Consider the following 14645-nt stretch of genomic DNA (forward strand, 5'->3'; position numbering starts at 1 on the left):
TGCTTATATTAGCGGCCCGCTACCGGGTCCTTGCCCAGAAAACCGGACAGCTCTCTTTCGATCTCTTCGCTCGTGGTAAGCCGGAAGCAGAGTTTGCCTTCCTCTTGCCCCTCCTTGAGCGTGCTGTTCAAAACGCGATGCTTCACGCGGAGCAAAGCTTGCGGCGACATGCTGAGACTGTCCACACCAAGGTGAAGCCAGATCGGCAGCGCTCTCTCATCGCCGGCCAATTCTCCGCATACGCTGACGGGTATCCCTTCTTCCTTCGCTGCGGACACGGTCTGGCGCAGCAGGCGAAGTACGGCAGGATGAAAAGGATGATACATATGTGCGATTTTTTCGTTCATCCGGTCCACGGCCAGCACATACTGTACCAGATCGTTTGTCCCGATGCTGAAAAAATCGGCTTCCTTTGCCAGCAGATCCGCAATCGCCGCGGCGGCCGGCACTTCAATCATAATACCCGCCTCGATGTCGGAACGGAACGGAAGGCCGCGGACCGCCAAATCCAGCTTAGCCTCCTCCAGAATCCGCTTGGCGCCCCTGAATTCCTCCAGGGATGAGATCATCGGGAACAAAATTTTCACGTGGCCATGCGCGCTGGCCCGCAGTAAGGCGGTTAGCTGGGTTTTGAACAGCTCGTTGCTGTCCAGGCTGATGCGGATACCGCGATACCCAAGCACCGGATTCTCTTCCTCCGGCAGCGCAAAATATTCCAATTGCTTATCTCCGCCAATATCCAGTGTCCGAATGACTACCGGATATCCTCCCGCCTTCTCAACGATCTGGCGGTATACCTCATACTGCTCCTCTTCCGTTGGAAAAGTGGGGCGGTCCATATATAAAAATTCCGTACGGAACAGTCCTACCCCATGAGCTCCGTATTTCATTACCTGCTCCAGGTCCTTCAGCGAGCTGATATTCCCAGCCAGCCGCAAATGGTAGCCGTCTTTCGTCACCGCATCGACGGAGGCGAGCAGTTGCAGCTGTTCTTTTCTGCGGCGCTGACCTTCGGCAATCCCGGTAAACCGGTCGATCAATTCCTGCTCCGGATTCAGATATATCCGGCCATCATCCCCGTCAATAATGAGGAAATCCCCTGTTTGAAGCGGCTCGACAAGCTTGTTTTCCAGGCCGGACACCAGCGGAATTCCGATGGCACGGGCCATGATCGCGGAATGGGAAGTTTGCCCTCCCGCCATCGTGACCATGCCCAGCACATTCTCCGGATTCAAATGCACTAATTGGGACGGCGAAAGCTCCTTGGCGACAAGAATGTACGGCTGTGTGTCGGCGGGCAGAGTAATCTCAGGCGTGCCGAGCAGATGCTTCAGCAGCCGGTTGCCGACATCCTTAATATCAAGCGCCCGCTCTTTCATATATTCATCATCCAGAAGATCAAACATCGTTACAAAATGGTCGATCGCTTCCTTAACAGCCACCTCGGCCGCTTTGTACTGGCGTTCGATGATCCCCTGAATTTCACTCATAAACACGGGGTCCTCTAAAATGGCGATATGCGCGTCAAAAATGCTGGACTCCGCTACCCCGACCGTCTCCTTGATTTCATTCTTCATGAACTCGATCTCGGTTTTGGACGTGCGGATTCCCTCATACAATCTCTCGAATTCCTTGGCGAGATCCACCTTCTCCATCCGGCGATCCTGCACATCCCACTCCCAGGCGGGCAGCACAAAAGCTTTGCCTATCGCTACGCCCGCGGCTGCACCGATACCCTGTATCATGTTTCGACCCCCTAATGTCCTACTTTCGTAATATAGGATACCCTCTCTCTAATACTTTATGGTAAGCCCAGGTTTGCAAATTTGTCAAAGGAATTCGGAATACATAAATAAAAAACCCGGCCCCGCAGGGGCCGAGTCTCTCGGTAGTGATAAATTATCTCTTTCCGATCAAAATACTGTCTTCCACCTTGATGCAGCGGTCCATGATGACCGTTAAACCGCCTTGGGAAGCAATCTCATAAGCCTCGTCGCTCTCGATGCCAAGCTGAAGCCAGAGCACGTTGGCTCCGATCTCCACCGCTTCGCGGGCCACCTCCGGCGTATATTCGCTTCGGCGGAACACATTGACGATATCCACCGGCTCGGGGATGTCTTTCAAAGCGGCATAGACCTTCTCGCCGAGAATTTCGCCGCTGGCGGCCGGGTTGACCGGAATGATCCGGTAACCGTTGTTCTGGAGCGCCTGGGCTACCATATACGAAGTCCGGTCACTTTTATCGGATAAACCGACGACAGCGATATTGCCCGCATTTTGCAAAATACCCTTGATTTCCTCACGGCTCGGATTTTCAAATGCCATTTGGGATCACACCTTTCTTTACCGTTATTTTACCCACTCGACCGAAGCGCCAAGCGCAGTCAAGTGATCGAAATATTGCGGATAAGATTTGGCTACATGATGCGCGTCCTTGATAAGGAGCGGTTCCTTGCAGCGTAGACCGACGACGGTCAAAGCCATGATCACCCGGTGATCGTAGTGAGCGTTGATCGTCGCTCCGCCTTCGAGGCCCGAAGGACGGCCATGAACGATGATTTCCGATTGGCGCTCTTCCACCTGGGCGCCCGCCTTTTTCAACTCATTGAGATAGTCTGTAATGCGGTCGCATTCCTTATACCGTAAATTTTCCACGTTGTAAAATCTTGAGGTGCCGTCAGCAAATACGGCTGCAGCCACCATAGCCAGCACCGCATCGGTCGCAGCATCGCCGTCGAACTCAACCGGGCGAAGCCGCCCGTTGCCGAGCACATGGACCGTGCCTTCTTTATGGCTGAGCGGAACGTCCATCATTTGCAGCACATCGACAATGGCACGTTCTCCTTGTTTACTGCGTTCCATCAGACGGTGCACCTTCACATCGGATTTCGTCACGGCCGCCGCGGCGAGAATAGCCGCCGAGCCGGGATAATCCCCCTGAACCGTATAGTTCTTGGCCTGGTAAGCTTGACGTCCCGGAACCCGGAAGCTCATATAATCGCTGGCGGCGTCGATCTTAATACCCGCCTGCTCAAGCACTTCCAGCGTCTGCCCGATGACGACCTTCGATTTCAAGTCGCCAAGCACTTCAATCTCGCTGTCTTCCTCAAGCAGCGGGGTCAGAAATAACAAGGCGCTCAAATATTGCGAACTGACTTCGCCGGACACTTTAATCTTCCCGCCTTTAGGATTGCCGCCGCGGATGGTGATCGGCAGCCGGCCTTCTTGATGCTCAATCTCCACGCCCATCGATTCCAGCGCCTCGATCAAGTCGCTGTGCGGACGTTTACCGAGGGAGTCCGGATAGGTGTTTACAAAGGTCACATCCGGGCAAAGCGCTGCAATCGCCATCAAAAACCGCAGCACCGCTCCTGCGTTGCCTACGTTCAGTTCCTTCACATCCCGCGGGTTCTTGCCGAAGCCGGTGATGACGATCTTCTCGTCATCCTCCTGCAATACTGCGCCGAGATCCTGAATACACCGGCGCATCGCATCGCTGTCCTCGCTGTGAGCGGGGTAGTACACCGTGCTTGTACCTTCCGCCAGAGCGGCTACCAGCAGATAGCGGGTCGTATAGTTTTTGGAGGACAGCGCTCCGATTTCTCCTTTTAGTTCCGCAGTGGGCCTAACGATCATATCCATATGTATATCCCCTTTGTATGTGTTGTTGATTGATTAACCGCGGTAATGCATTAAAATCTCCGCAGACACTTCTTCCGCACTTTTGCCGGAAGTATCGATGGTTACATGTGCAAAGTCATAAGCATGCTTCCGTTCTTCCAGCAGCGCCGTGACGCGTTGTCTGGCCCCGCCGGCAAGCAGCGGTCTTCCCTTATCTTCTCCGACCCGGGCAACGATTTCGTCCACTGTAGCCGCAAGCGCGACAACCCAGCCGTATTTCAGCATTTCCCCGCAATTGCTTTCCCGAAGCACCGCTCCGCCACCTGTGGCCAGGATTGATCCCGGAACTTTAAGCGCTTCAACCAGAACAGCCGATTCCAGCTCGCGGAAATAGGACTCGCCCTTCTCTTCAAACAACTCGGGAATGGAGCAGCCCGCCTTCTCCGCAATCATTGCGTCCAAATCCAGCATACGGTATCCCGTCTCTGCGGCAAGATGTGCCCCGACCGTAGATTTACCGGTCCCCATCATCCCGATCAGTACGATAACATCGCTTTTTTTTGTCAAATTTTCACCTACTTTGTTTCCTGATCCCATGGTTCTCAAATTAACTTTTTCATATCATAACACAGGCTGGTAACTTTGGCACTTCTCCCCTGAAAAATATCACTTTTCTACGACTCCGCATCCTGCCCTATGATAAAAGAGCGCCGCAGCAAACGGAATGTCCGTTGCTTTGGCGCCCTTGTTTGAGCCGTTCAATACATGATTCCAAAGTTTGGTTCTTAGAACCATTGGTGATGGAATACGCCTTCTTTGTCCACACGTTTAAAGGTATGAGCTCCGAAGTAGTCGCGCTGCGCCTGAAGCAGGTTGGCAGGCAGACGTTCCGTACGGTAGCTGTCGTAGTAGGACAATGCGCTGGAGAAGCCTGGAACCGGAATTCCGTTCTCAACAGCGGCTGCAACCACTTTGCGCCATGCATCCTGGTAGCTTTCCACGACATTTTTGAAGTACGAGTCCAGAAGCAGGTTTTTGAGAGCAGGATCACGGTCATACGCTTCTTTGATGTTATGCAGGAACTGCGAACGGATAATGCAGCCGCCGCGGAAAATCATAGCGATATTGCCGTATTTCAAGTCCCAGCCGTACTCATCCGAAGCGGAGCGCATTTGCGCGAAGCCTTGGGCATAGGACACGATTTTACTTGCGAACAGCGCTTTACGCACGTTCTCGATAAATTCCGCTTTGTCGCCGCTGAACGATTTCTTAGCCGGGCCGCTCAAAATTTTGCTGGCCGCCACGCGCTCTTCCTTCATCGCGGACAAGAAGCGGGAGAATACGGATTCCGTAATCATGGACAACGGAACGCCGAGATCGAGGGCGCTTTGGCTTGTCCATTTGCCGGTGCCTTTTTGTCCGGCTGCGTCGAGGATCACGTCAACCATAGGTTTGCCTGTTTCTTCGTCATATTGCGAGAAGATGTCGGCGGTAATTTCGATGAGGTAGCTGTCCAGCTCGCCTTTGTTCCAGTCAGTGAAAATTTCATGCAATTCTTTGGCGTCCACGCCAAGCACGTCTTTCAACAGATGGTAAGCTTCGCCGATCAACTGCATGTCGCCGTATTCGATGCCGTTGTGAACCATCTTCACATAGTGTCCGGCACCGTCCGGTCCGATATATGTACAGCAAGGATCGCCGTTTACTTTGGCGGAAATCGCCGTCAAAATCGGCTCTACCAATTTATAAGCACTCTCTTGTCCGCCCGGCATAATCGCAGGGCCTTTAAGCGCGCCTTCTTCGCCGCCCGATACGCCTGTACCGATGAAACGGAAGCCTTTGGCTTCAAGTTCTTTGCTGCGACGTTGAGTGTCAGGGAAATAAGCGTTACCGCCGTCGATAATGATGTCGCCTTGATCCAGATAAGGAAGCAAGCTCTCAATGGTCGCGTCGGTCGCGGAACCGGCTTGTACCATGATCAAAATTTTGCGTGGCGTTTCCAGGGATTGCACAAACTCTTCTACCGAGAAAGTACCGACAAGATTTTTGCCTTTGGCTTCGTTCTCAAGTAGGTCATGCGTTTTTTGCGGGGAGCGGTTGAATACCGAAACGGTAAAGCCTCTGCTTTCGATATTGAGGGCCAAATTTTTGCCCATAACGGCCAGGCCGATAACGCCAATCTGTTGTTTTGACATGGTCTCCATCCTTTGCAAACTTTATTTTTATCAATAATATCATTTTAACTCTTTTGAGTACAGAAGTGAACCCCTTGAACCCGGTACCCACAAAACAACCCCCCATAAATCAGGGGGCCTTACAATGATTTATATCCTAGTTTGCGTTAAAAAGAAGGCTACCATTCAAGCCGGATCAATTTGATCCGCAGTTTGCGAAGCTTCTCTTTGCAAATCTCGGCCAGTTCTTTGTCTCCCTTTTGCAGCGCCTCGTATAGCATCTCCAACTCCCGGTCGAGCTCCTGCTGCAAGCTTTCAAGCTGCTGCTCCGCCGATTGTGAGGCGAACATTTCCGCCATTTTTCCCGTATCGAGAACAGGGCCTTTCTGAAAAATCACACGATGCTCCATACCGTTGATCTCTACCAGCCTGATCACTTCGCCGAACAGGATATTCTCGATCAGAATCTGCCGGTCTTTAAAGCGCTTAACCACGGCGTGACCGCGAAGATCCCCGATCAGCTTCTCCAGCCATTCGGCCAACTTGGCATCCTTGATTACGTAATCGCCCACCAGCTTGTATCCTTTCGCCAGACGCTGAAAACGAAGCTTCGTTAGCTTGCGGCCCGTTCGCACGGAAATAATGAAAATGGATTCGTTCTCGCTCCAATATAAAGAATATCCGTCTTGGATCAAATCGCGGATCAGCTGCTGTATATGCCGGCGGTCGAATCGGAGTTCCAGGTTGCAGTATTCCACTTCATAGCTTTTATTCATGGCACTCCCTCCCTTTCTTGATCAAACCCGAACCGGGCTTCAGGGCGTCGGCCGGGCCTCGCATTTCTCCCACTTGCGGCTTACCATTTCCTATTCTTCATCTTATGTAGCGGAACTTGGATTATTGATTATTTTTACCCGTTTCGGGCTGGGTCTGACTCAAAAGGGCGGTATTTCATCCTCCGGGGAGCTAGGAAGCTAGGGATTCGCCCTCAGGCGGGACCGTTCTGCAAAATATGCTATAATCGGTTAGTAAGCCAAGCCAGCAAGAGCCAGTGATGGAGGTATTAAAATGACGTTTAACGGTTTTACCGAGCAGGATTTCGATAGTTTGACAGTTCCCGGGCTTGAGCCTCGGATGGAAGCCATCATCAGTCGGGTCAGACCCAAGCTTGAAGCCTTGGGCGGCGCGCTCTCCCCATATCTCTCCGTGTTGTGCGGCGAGGACATGTATCCGCATGTTGCCAAACACGCCCGCCGGAAAGTAAATCCGCCGATCGACACCTGGATCGCCTGGGCGAGCAGCAAACGCGGTTATAAGGCGCTCCCGCATTTCGAGGTCGGTATGTTTTCGACTCATTTGTTTATTATTTTTGCGGTCATTTATGAAAGTCCGAATAAAGCGGTATTCGCCGATTATGTGCAGAAGCACACCGCCAAAATCAAAAAAGCCGTACCAGGCGAGTTCTACTGGTCCATGGATCACATGGATCCGGGCGGTAAGCTTCATACCGACACGAGCTCCCAAACGCTTAAGGACATGGCTGAGAAGCTGAAAACAGTAAAGAAAGCAGAGATCATGTGCGGCCTGCGCATTGAGCGGGATGATCCGATCTTAAGCGACGGTGAGAAGCTTACGGCAAAAATCGAAGAAACCTTCGGTTCCTTGCTTCCGCTGTATCAGGCTTCTTTCTGATAATTAAGGGAGCCGAAAATTGAACATGAAATAACTTAACTGTATTTTCTACAGCTAATTAGCGAGTATCCATTAGAATATTAAAAATAACTGTAAAACCTCCATCTAAATTTGGCTATTTCCCCCTCTGCAGGCGATAACAGCTCAATTAACTGGAGGTTTTACAGTTAATTGGGTTAGAAAGCCGGGATTGCCGAAATTAACTGCAGGTTTTACAGCTAAATGAGTTGGAAAGTCCGATATGATGAATGTCAGAAAACTTAGAGTTGCACTGGTTGCTGAAGCTGTTTCGGATGATTGCTTTGTGCCTTTAAGCTGCTGATGCTGTGACTGTGACGGAAAGATTCTAGTTGGCATTAGTTGCTGATACAATGTCGGATTGATTACTGTTGAATATAATTTAACTGTATTTTCTACAGCTAATTAGCCGGTATCCAGTAAAATATTGAAAATAACTGTATAACCTGCATCTAAATTTGACTTTTTCCCCATCTTCAAGCGATAACAGCTTAATTAACTGTAGGTTTTACAGCTAATTTGGTTAGAAAGCCGAGATTGCTGAAATTAACTGCAGGTTTTACAGCTAATTGAGCCAGCACACACATAGCTAGCCGAAACTAACCGGAGGTTTTCAAGTTAATCCAATCGGCTAAGTAGTGGGCGACCGGACGCCGTCATGCAGCGAAACAGCGCGAGCTGGAAGCGCGCATGTGTAAAACTGCGTGCTTACAGCGCGCGGTTCGAAGCGACTTGGGACGATCACTTTTATAGTATCTCGCTAAGCCCCCGCTCTTACCGGGTCGAAACTCCGGCAGAAGCGGGTTGTTTGCGTGATAAATACAAGTGCAAGAAGAACAGCAGGGCCATTGAGATCGAACTCGCCACGAAGGGAGCGGGGGCCCCCAGAGCGTCCCACATTTTGCCGGAGGCGATCGGCCCTACGATCATGCCCGTGCCCTGGATCGTAAGGAATAGCCCCCACACGGTACCCTTCTCCCCCTCCGGGAGCAGGTGAGAGATCATCGTATCCCACGTGGGCAGGATCAGCGCATAGCTGACTCCAATCAGCATGACCAGCGTCCACACGACGGGCAGCGGCCGGATAAAGGCAAACAGTCCGACGGATACGGCGGCCAGCGCAAAGCCGGCGTTCAAAAACCGTCGAGTCCCGTACCGGTCAACGAGTTTGCCGACGGGAATCAACCCGAGCACGGTGACCCCGCCACCCGAGATCAGCATCAGGCTGAACGCTTCCGGCGAGAGGCCCAGCTCGGAGCGGACAAACAGCGTAATGACCGGGGTGAGCAGCCCGACGGCAAAGGATTGAAGGAACAGCGCCGGATAAAGCAGCGGACTCACCTTCAGATGAGTCCGGATATGACGGTGCGTCTCCTTGATATTTTGCCAGATCCGGGCTGCTCCGCCTTGCCATAACGCTGCGGTGGCAGACGTGTCCGCCACGGTCTCGGTACCTGTGGCCGTATTACGGTTCCCCGCATGTCTAGGCAGAAACAGCGATACCAGGACCACAAGCCCCATGCAGCTCAGCAGCACCCAGAATACGACTGTATAAGATACGCTGACCAGAAAATTGATGATAACGGGCCCCAGGCCTGTCCCCCCCAGGCTCGAGATCTGGATGACCCCCATGGCGGTGCCGAAATTTTTGTTTTCCTCCGTCACCGCCGTTATGCCCATCAGGACACAGGGCCATAGCGGCGCTGTGCCGATCCCGAGCAGGGCGCATCCCAACACGATAAAGCCCATCGTTTTCATAACCGTAATGATAAAAACGGCTCCCAAAGTAATGCACAGCCCGATCGTCATCGTCAATCGGAACCCGATGCGCTCGATCAGCCAGCCTGCCGGGCTGCGGAACAGATTGTCTCCTATGTACTGGCACGAGAAGGATAAGCCGATCGCAAATGCGCTAAGCTGCAATACGTCTCCCATATACACGGGAAGAATGGCGACGATCAGGGCACCTTTTACAAATTCCACCAAAAACATAATAATCCATAGACTGACGAAGGTTGGTGTGAGCAATTTTTTGTTTACAAACTTTGTTGCCAATTCCATCGGCGTTCATCTCCTTTCCCCTGTTTATCCCGTTACTGTGCTTTCTCCTAGTCTTTCCAGTTAGGGCCTGAACTTAACCTCCTGATGCCGCTTAGGTCAGCACTCTCTAAACTTCGCTTGCATTCCGGGCCCATTTTGCTATACTCAACCTTGTTGAAAATTTACATTACGAAAGGCAGGGACGGCCCTATGGATCATCAACAAACGCCGCTATTTAACGCTCTTAAAAAGCATGCGGCCGGCAATCCCGTTCAATTTCACATTCCCGGGCACAAAAAAGGGCTCGGAACCGATAAAGAATTTCGCGAATTCATTGGCGATAACGCCCTATCCATTGACCTTATCAATATCGCGCCGCTGGACGACCTTCATCAGCCTACGGGCGTGATCGAAGAGGCGCAGAAGCTTGCGGCCGATGCGTTCGGCGCGGACTATACTTATTTCTCCGTGCAAGGGACCAGCGGAGCCATCATGACTATGGTACTATCCATTTGTTCTCCCGGTGATAAAATTATCGTCCCGAGAAACATTCATAAATCGGTTATGTCGGCCATTATTTTTGCCGGCGCCAAGCCGGTATTCGTCTCTCCCGCGCAGGACGAGAACCTGGGAATCGATCACGGCATTACGACCTCGTCGGTTCACCGCGCCCTCAAGCGCCATCCCGATGCGAAAGCCGTGCTTGTCATTAACCCGACCTATTTCGGCGTATGCGCCCACTTGAAAGAAATCGTGGATTTGGCGCACAGCTTCAACGTGCCTGTATTGGTGGACGAAGCCCACGGCGTGCATATCCAGTTTCACGAGGAGCTTCCGATGTCGGCTATGCAGGCCGGTGCGGACATGGCCGCTACCAGCGTACACAAGCTGGGCGGTTCGATGACGCAAAGTTCGGTACTGAACCTGAACGTCAAGAACGGCTTCGTCAACCCGCAACGCGTACAGACGATCATCAGTATGCTGACGACGACTTCGACGTCTTATTTGCTGCTCGCTTCGCTGGACACCGCCCGCAGAAACTTGGCCTTGAACGGCCGGCAAATGGTGCAGGAGGCGCTTGACCTGGCCCATTACCTCCGCGGCGAGATCAACAACATCGAAGGCTTGTACAGCTTCGGACGGGAGATTCTGGGCGGCGAAGCCACCTATGATCTGGACCCGACCAAGGTGACGATTCATGTGCGTCATTTGGGCATTACCGGTTATGAAACGGAGAATTGGCTGCGTGAGCATTACAATATCGAAGTCGAGCTCAGCGACATGTACAACATTCTTTGTATCATTACCCCGGGAGATACAAAGGAATCGGTAAATACCCTGCTGTCCGCGCTTCGACATTTGTCCGAAACATACTACAAAGAAAATAACGCGAACGAGCTGATCGTCAAAATTCCGGAGATCCCGCAGCTGTCGCTAATTCCAAGAGACGCCTTCTATGCGGATACGGAAGTCATTCCGTTCAAGGAATCGGCTGGCCGGATCATCGCCGAATTTATCTATGTTTATCCGCCGGGTATTCCGATTCTGCTGCCTGGCGAGGTCATCTCCCAGAGCAACATCGATTACATCGTCGACCACGTGGAAGTCGGACTGCCGGTAAAAGGTCCCGAGGACCGTTATATCAATAAGGTCAAGGTCATCGTGGAAGCCGACCCGATCTTCTAACAGAGAACACGCAAAAAAGGTGATCCCGAGCTGAATGCTTGGGACCACCTTTTTGATTATGGAACGGTTATTAAGCTTCACCTTGTTGTGCAACAAGCTCGTTATAAGCTTCTTCCACTTGACGCCATTCGTTTTCGTCTTCGATATTGTAAAGCACCATTTCCTCGTTCTCTTCTTCCATACGAAGGATGATGCCGTCCGCTTCCGGATTGTTGCGTTCCAGCAGAAGCGCATATACTTTTTCGCCTACATCGAATGTCTCGACAAGAACCATTTCTACGTCATTGCCTTCCTCATCCGTCAGCGTCAATACGAACTCTTCATGCTCGTGGTCATGATCATGGTCGTGTCCGCAGCCGCAAGCTTCACCATGTTCGTGATTGTGGTCGCTCATTGAAATACCTCGCTTTGATTAATTTAATGTGTTGAACCCTGTCGGTTTCCCTCGTATCGTAACATTTTCAGGATGGCAGGTCAATTTTGGAATAGAGGTTCACGAGGCTTATTTGAGCACATTGATGCTTTTCTCCGAGACGAGCGTAAAGTCCGAGCCACCGCTAGGTTTCATGTAGAAGCCTACGGTATATTTTCCGGCCGATTTGAAATCATAGGTGTAATCTTCCGTCCGGAACCAGAAGTTATCCCGCTGCTCTTTGATATCGCTCGTTTGAATCACTTTGGAAGCGCCGTCCGGAGCCGTAATAGAGACCCGCACCGCTGAAATGTCCGTCCGCAAATTATCGATTTGGGAAAATACGTTAAACTTCAGTTTCCCGGTCTTCTTAATATCTCCAAATACCGCCTCGTCCGTAAACAAAAACATGTGGACGTTCGGTTTATAGTATTTTACCGTTTTGGTGGAGTCGTCGTATTCTATCAAACCTTCAAGCTCGCGCACAGGGATATAGGTTTTTCCGTCGATCATATACCCCCCGTCTTCCAATTCACGGCCGTTAAGAAGCGTTTTGACTTTCTGGGATGCGGAATCAGCAAACAGCAGTGAACCTCCCATCAAGGAGAACGCAACGACTAGCAAGGCAACTCTTCTCCATCTCATTTTATAACCCTCCAATTGATTCGTGTTGATGTAAATTTATACTCCATGCAGAGAATCAAGTTGCGGTGATTTACCAAAAGATTGAACATTTTTTACAAACGCAGACTTTCACTGCGATTCGAAATTGTGTAAATTAGGTGGAACAAGGAAAATAACAGCATTACAGCTCAGGAGGGATTATATGACACTACGTCTCCAAATGCTTGGTACGGGCGGTGCTTTTGCCAAGAAATACTACAATAATAACGGGTTTATCTATGCCGATGATTTCACTCTGCTGATCGACTGCGGCATTACCGCACCGCTCTCTTTGCATCAACTCGGGAAACCGGCGCTGGAGGAAATCGATGCTATCCTCGTGACCCATATTCATGGGGACCATGTGGGCGGTCTGGAAGAGCTTGTGTTCAGAATGAAATACGGAGCCGGGCGCAAGCCAGTGCTCTACATCGCCGAACAGCTGATCACCCCGCTTTGGGAAAATACATTGAAGGGCGGACTTGGCCAGGACGGGATTTCATCACTGGAGGATGCCTTTGAGGTCCGGCCGCTGACGGAAGGAAATGCCTGCAGCCTGTCGCCGAATTTGAGCGTGGAAATCATCCGGACGCCCCATATTCCGGGCAAAGCAAGCTATTCGCTCTATATTAACGATGAAATTTTCTATAGTGCGGACAAAGTGTTTCAACCCGAACTGCTGACCCACCTGGTGAAGGATAGAAACTGCCGGAAAATCTTGCACGAGGTCCAGCTGACCGGTGCTGGCGAAGTGCATACGACACTGGAGGAACTGTTGTCCCTGCCGCCGGAAATCCGCAGCAAAATTATGCTCATGCACTATGGAGATGAAATGGAAGACTATATCGGACGTACCGCAGAAATGGAGTTTCTTCGCCAGCATGAAATCTATGACCTATAAAAAACAGCCCCCCGGAAGTGATCCGTGGGGCTGTTTCACTGTGTTTGGTTCAGCAACAAAACGGCAAACTATGCATCAAAACGGGGCAGCGCGTCCAGGTTATTGGTAGGGTCGCCGTCGGCATCCCCCCGGATGTACATCTCCCCGTCTCTTCCTTTGAATAAATTTACGCCGGCAATCGCACCGGCCTGAACTTCCTGCTTTGCCTGATCATAATTCAGAATGCGGCCGCTTGACGTTTTAAAGGCTGTCAAATCCCCATCGCCGTTTTTTTGAACCGCAATAAAGTGTTCTCTCGCATCGAGTGCCATGCTGCATCACTTCTCCTCTTCGTGGATTCCCCCTGAGGAAGGGATGTGTATAGCATGTCCTTTTTCGCAAAATCTATGAACTATGCCTTTAGCGGCTTTACCATTCGCACATGCGGGATTCCTGCGTCATCAAACGGTTCCGTGGAGATCGTCTCATATCCCAGTTTGCGATAGAACTCCTCTGCTTGGCATTGTGCGTCAAGTACCGATTGACTCAGGCCCAGTTCCCTAGCGAGCTCTTCCATAGCGATCAGCAGAATTTTACCGATTCCTTTGGAACGGAAGCTTTGACGTACTGCGATCCGCTGCATTTTAGCCGAATTGTCTTTATAGTAAGTCAATCTTCCCGTTGCCGCATATGTACCATCCACGTCCACCAGCACATGATGTGCATCCGGGCCGATCCGGTCAAATTCGTCAATTTCCAAATCGATAGGAACCTTCTGCTCCTCCACGAATACCTCTTTGCGGATATTCAAGCATTGTTCCAGTTGCTGTTCCGTTTCTACATGTATAATGACAGCAGCCATTTCTCAGCCTCCCATGTACCTTTTCTATGAAAAACAATTGAACTGCAACATTATACAAAAAAACGGTTTTCATGTATAGTTGGGACAGTATCCGATGATGAAAGGAGCTTACCAATGGTCATGGGCGTTACCATCGCGGCTGCCGTGCTAATCGCTGTCCTGCTGATTGTCTCCATGTTTTATGTCACCAAGAAGGGCTACTCCCGAAAATGGGACGAAGATTGAACGAAAATTCGGGGCCGAGCCCGAACCCGAGTCCAATTCCGTCCCGTTTATTAGGGATGACTCAGCGTTTCTTTGGAATAGACTTCGTCCCTCACAGCCGGTGAATAGACTCCCTCCGATATCGAAGGGCCGACGAACCACCAGGGCGAAGACGCCTGTCTGCGCAGCGTGGCCTCATCGGCCTTTAGGCCGCATCCCACGATTAAAGATAGCGCGCTGAAACCGACGATCAGGCAGAGCAACCGGTTTCTGGTTCTGTCGTGACCTTTGGACGGTGCATCCTTGCTATAATCGCTAATCAAGGCGGAATTCCCTCCTTCGCAACTGTTCTCATATATTATGATTCCAGTGTTGCCCGGAAAGCTTTACGCT

At 51.1% G+C, this 14645-nt stretch carries 16 protein-coding genes; 4 read left to right on the forward strand and 12 right to left on the reverse strand.

Annotation, left to right across the window (positions count from 1 at the left end):
* Nucleotides 1-8: 8 nt before the first annotated feature.
* The 6 genes from ptsP to KB559_RS00960 all read right to left on the reverse strand — a co-directional run bounded on the left by ptsP (nt 9) and on the right by KB559_RS00960 (nt 6571).
* The gene (gene ptsP, locus KB559_RS00935) at nt 9-1745 is read right to left on the reverse strand and encodes a phosphoenolpyruvate--protein phosphotransferase (RefSeq protein ID WP_211019719.1); all 1737 of its coding nucleotides are present in this window, start codon (nt 1743-1745) and stop codon (nt 9-11) included.
* Between the two features lie 154 nt (nt 1746-1899).
* Nucleotides 1900-2325, reverse strand: a complete 426-nt coding sequence (locus KB559_RS00940; protein ID WP_211019720.1) for a CoA-binding protein — start codon at nt 2323-2325, stop codon at nt 1900-1902.
* A gap of 24 nt (nt 2326-2349) precedes the next feature.
* Entirely contained in the window at nt 2350-3642 is a 1293-nt protein-coding gene (gene aroA, locus KB559_RS00945) for a 3-phosphoshikimate 1-carboxyvinyltransferase (RefSeq protein ID WP_211019721.1), read from the reverse strand.
* 33 nt (nt 3643-3675) lie between these two features.
* A complete protein-coding gene (locus KB559_RS00950) occupies nt 3676-4188 on the reverse strand; it encodes a shikimate kinase (protein ID WP_247681490.1) in 513 nt (170 codons plus the stop codon).
* Between the two features lie 218 nt (nt 4189-4406).
* Nucleotides 4407-5816: an NADP-dependent phosphogluconate dehydrogenase gene (gene gndA, locus KB559_RS00955; protein WP_211019723.1), complete on the reverse strand. Its 1410-nt coding sequence runs from the start codon at nt 5814-5816 to the stop codon at nt 4407-4409.
* A 158-nt stretch (nt 5817-5974) separates the two neighbouring features.
* Nucleotides 5975-6571, reverse strand: a complete 597-nt coding sequence (locus KB559_RS00960; protein WP_211019724.1) for a hypothetical protein — start codon at nt 6569-6571, stop codon at nt 5975-5977.
* On the opposite strand from KB559_RS00960, the gene KB559_RS00965 reads away from it, so the two are divergent.
* Both KB559_RS00965 and KB559_RS00970 read left to right on the forward strand, forming a co-directional pair.
* A complete protein-coding gene (locus KB559_RS00965) occupies nt 6570-6773 on the forward strand; it encodes a hypothetical protein (protein WP_211019725.1) in 204 nt (67 codons plus the stop codon). The genes KB559_RS00960 and KB559_RS00965 overlap by 2 nt on opposite strands.
* 90 nt (nt 6774-6863) lie before the next feature.
* Complete coding sequence (locus KB559_RS00970; protein WP_211019726.1) at nt 6864-7487, forward strand: DUF1054 domain-containing protein; 624 nt, start codon at nt 6864-6866, stop codon at nt 7485-7487.
* 792 nt (nt 7488-8279) lie between these two features.
* Here KB559_RS00970 and KB559_RS00975 read toward each other — a convergent pair.
* Nucleotides 8280-9566, reverse strand: coding sequence for an MFS transporter (locus tag KB559_RS00975; RefSeq protein ID WP_211019727.1), 1287 nt, complete (start codon nt 9564-9566; stop codon nt 8280-8282).
* A gap of 189 nt (nt 9567-9755) precedes the next feature.
* On the opposite strand from KB559_RS00975, the gene KB559_RS00980 reads away from it, so the two are divergent.
* On the forward strand, nt 9756-11231 hold the full coding sequence (locus tag KB559_RS00980) for an aminotransferase class I/II-fold pyridoxal phosphate-dependent enzyme (protein WP_211019728.1): 1476 nt from the start codon (nt 9756-9758) through the stop codon (nt 11229-11231).
* Between the two features lie 70 nt (nt 11232-11301).
* Here the strand turns inward: KB559_RS00980 and KB559_RS00985 are convergent, their stop codons facing one another.
* A complete protein-coding gene (locus KB559_RS00985; RefSeq protein WP_211019729.1) occupies nt 11302-11625 on the reverse strand; it encodes a DUF1292 domain-containing protein in 324 nt (107 codons plus the stop codon).
* Between the two features lie 108 nt (nt 11626-11733).
* Nucleotides 11734-12288 (reverse strand): copper amine oxidase, encoded by a 555-nt coding sequence (locus tag KB559_RS00990; RefSeq protein ID WP_211019730.1) that lies wholly within the window; start codon nt 12286-12288, stop codon nt 11734-11736.
* A 181-nt stretch (nt 12289-12469) separates the two neighbouring features.
* On the opposite strand from KB559_RS00990, the gene KB559_RS00995 reads away from it, so the two are divergent.
* Entirely contained in the window at nt 12470-13207 is a 738-nt protein-coding gene (locus tag KB559_RS00995) for an MBL fold metallo-hydrolase (protein ID WP_211019731.1), read from the forward strand.
* A 68-nt stretch (nt 13208-13275) separates the two neighbouring features.
* On the opposite strand, the gene KB559_RS01000 is transcribed toward KB559_RS00995, so the two are convergent.
* The 3 genes from KB559_RS01000 to KB559_RS01010 all read right to left on the reverse strand — a co-directional run bounded on the left by KB559_RS01000 (nt 13276) and on the right by KB559_RS01010 (nt 14575).
* Nucleotides 13276-13518, reverse strand: coding sequence for a DUF3892 domain-containing protein (locus KB559_RS01000; protein WP_211019732.1), 243 nt, complete (start codon nt 13516-13518; stop codon nt 13276-13278).
* Nucleotides 13519-13598: 80 nt separating this feature from the next.
* Nucleotides 13599-14048, reverse strand: a complete 450-nt coding sequence (locus KB559_RS01005; RefSeq protein WP_211019733.1) for a GNAT family N-acetyltransferase — start codon at nt 14046-14048, stop codon at nt 13599-13601.
* 275 nt (nt 14049-14323) lie between these two features.
* A complete protein-coding gene (locus KB559_RS01010) occupies nt 14324-14575 on the reverse strand; it encodes a hypothetical protein (protein WP_211019734.1) in 252 nt (83 codons plus the stop codon).
* Nucleotides 14576-14645: the final 70 nt, after the last annotated feature.

This window comes from Paenibacillus sp. Marseille-P2973, assembly GCF_018101095.1.
Lineage (GTDB): Bacteria > Bacillota > Bacilli > Paenibacillales > Paenibacillaceae > Fontibacillus > Fontibacillus vini.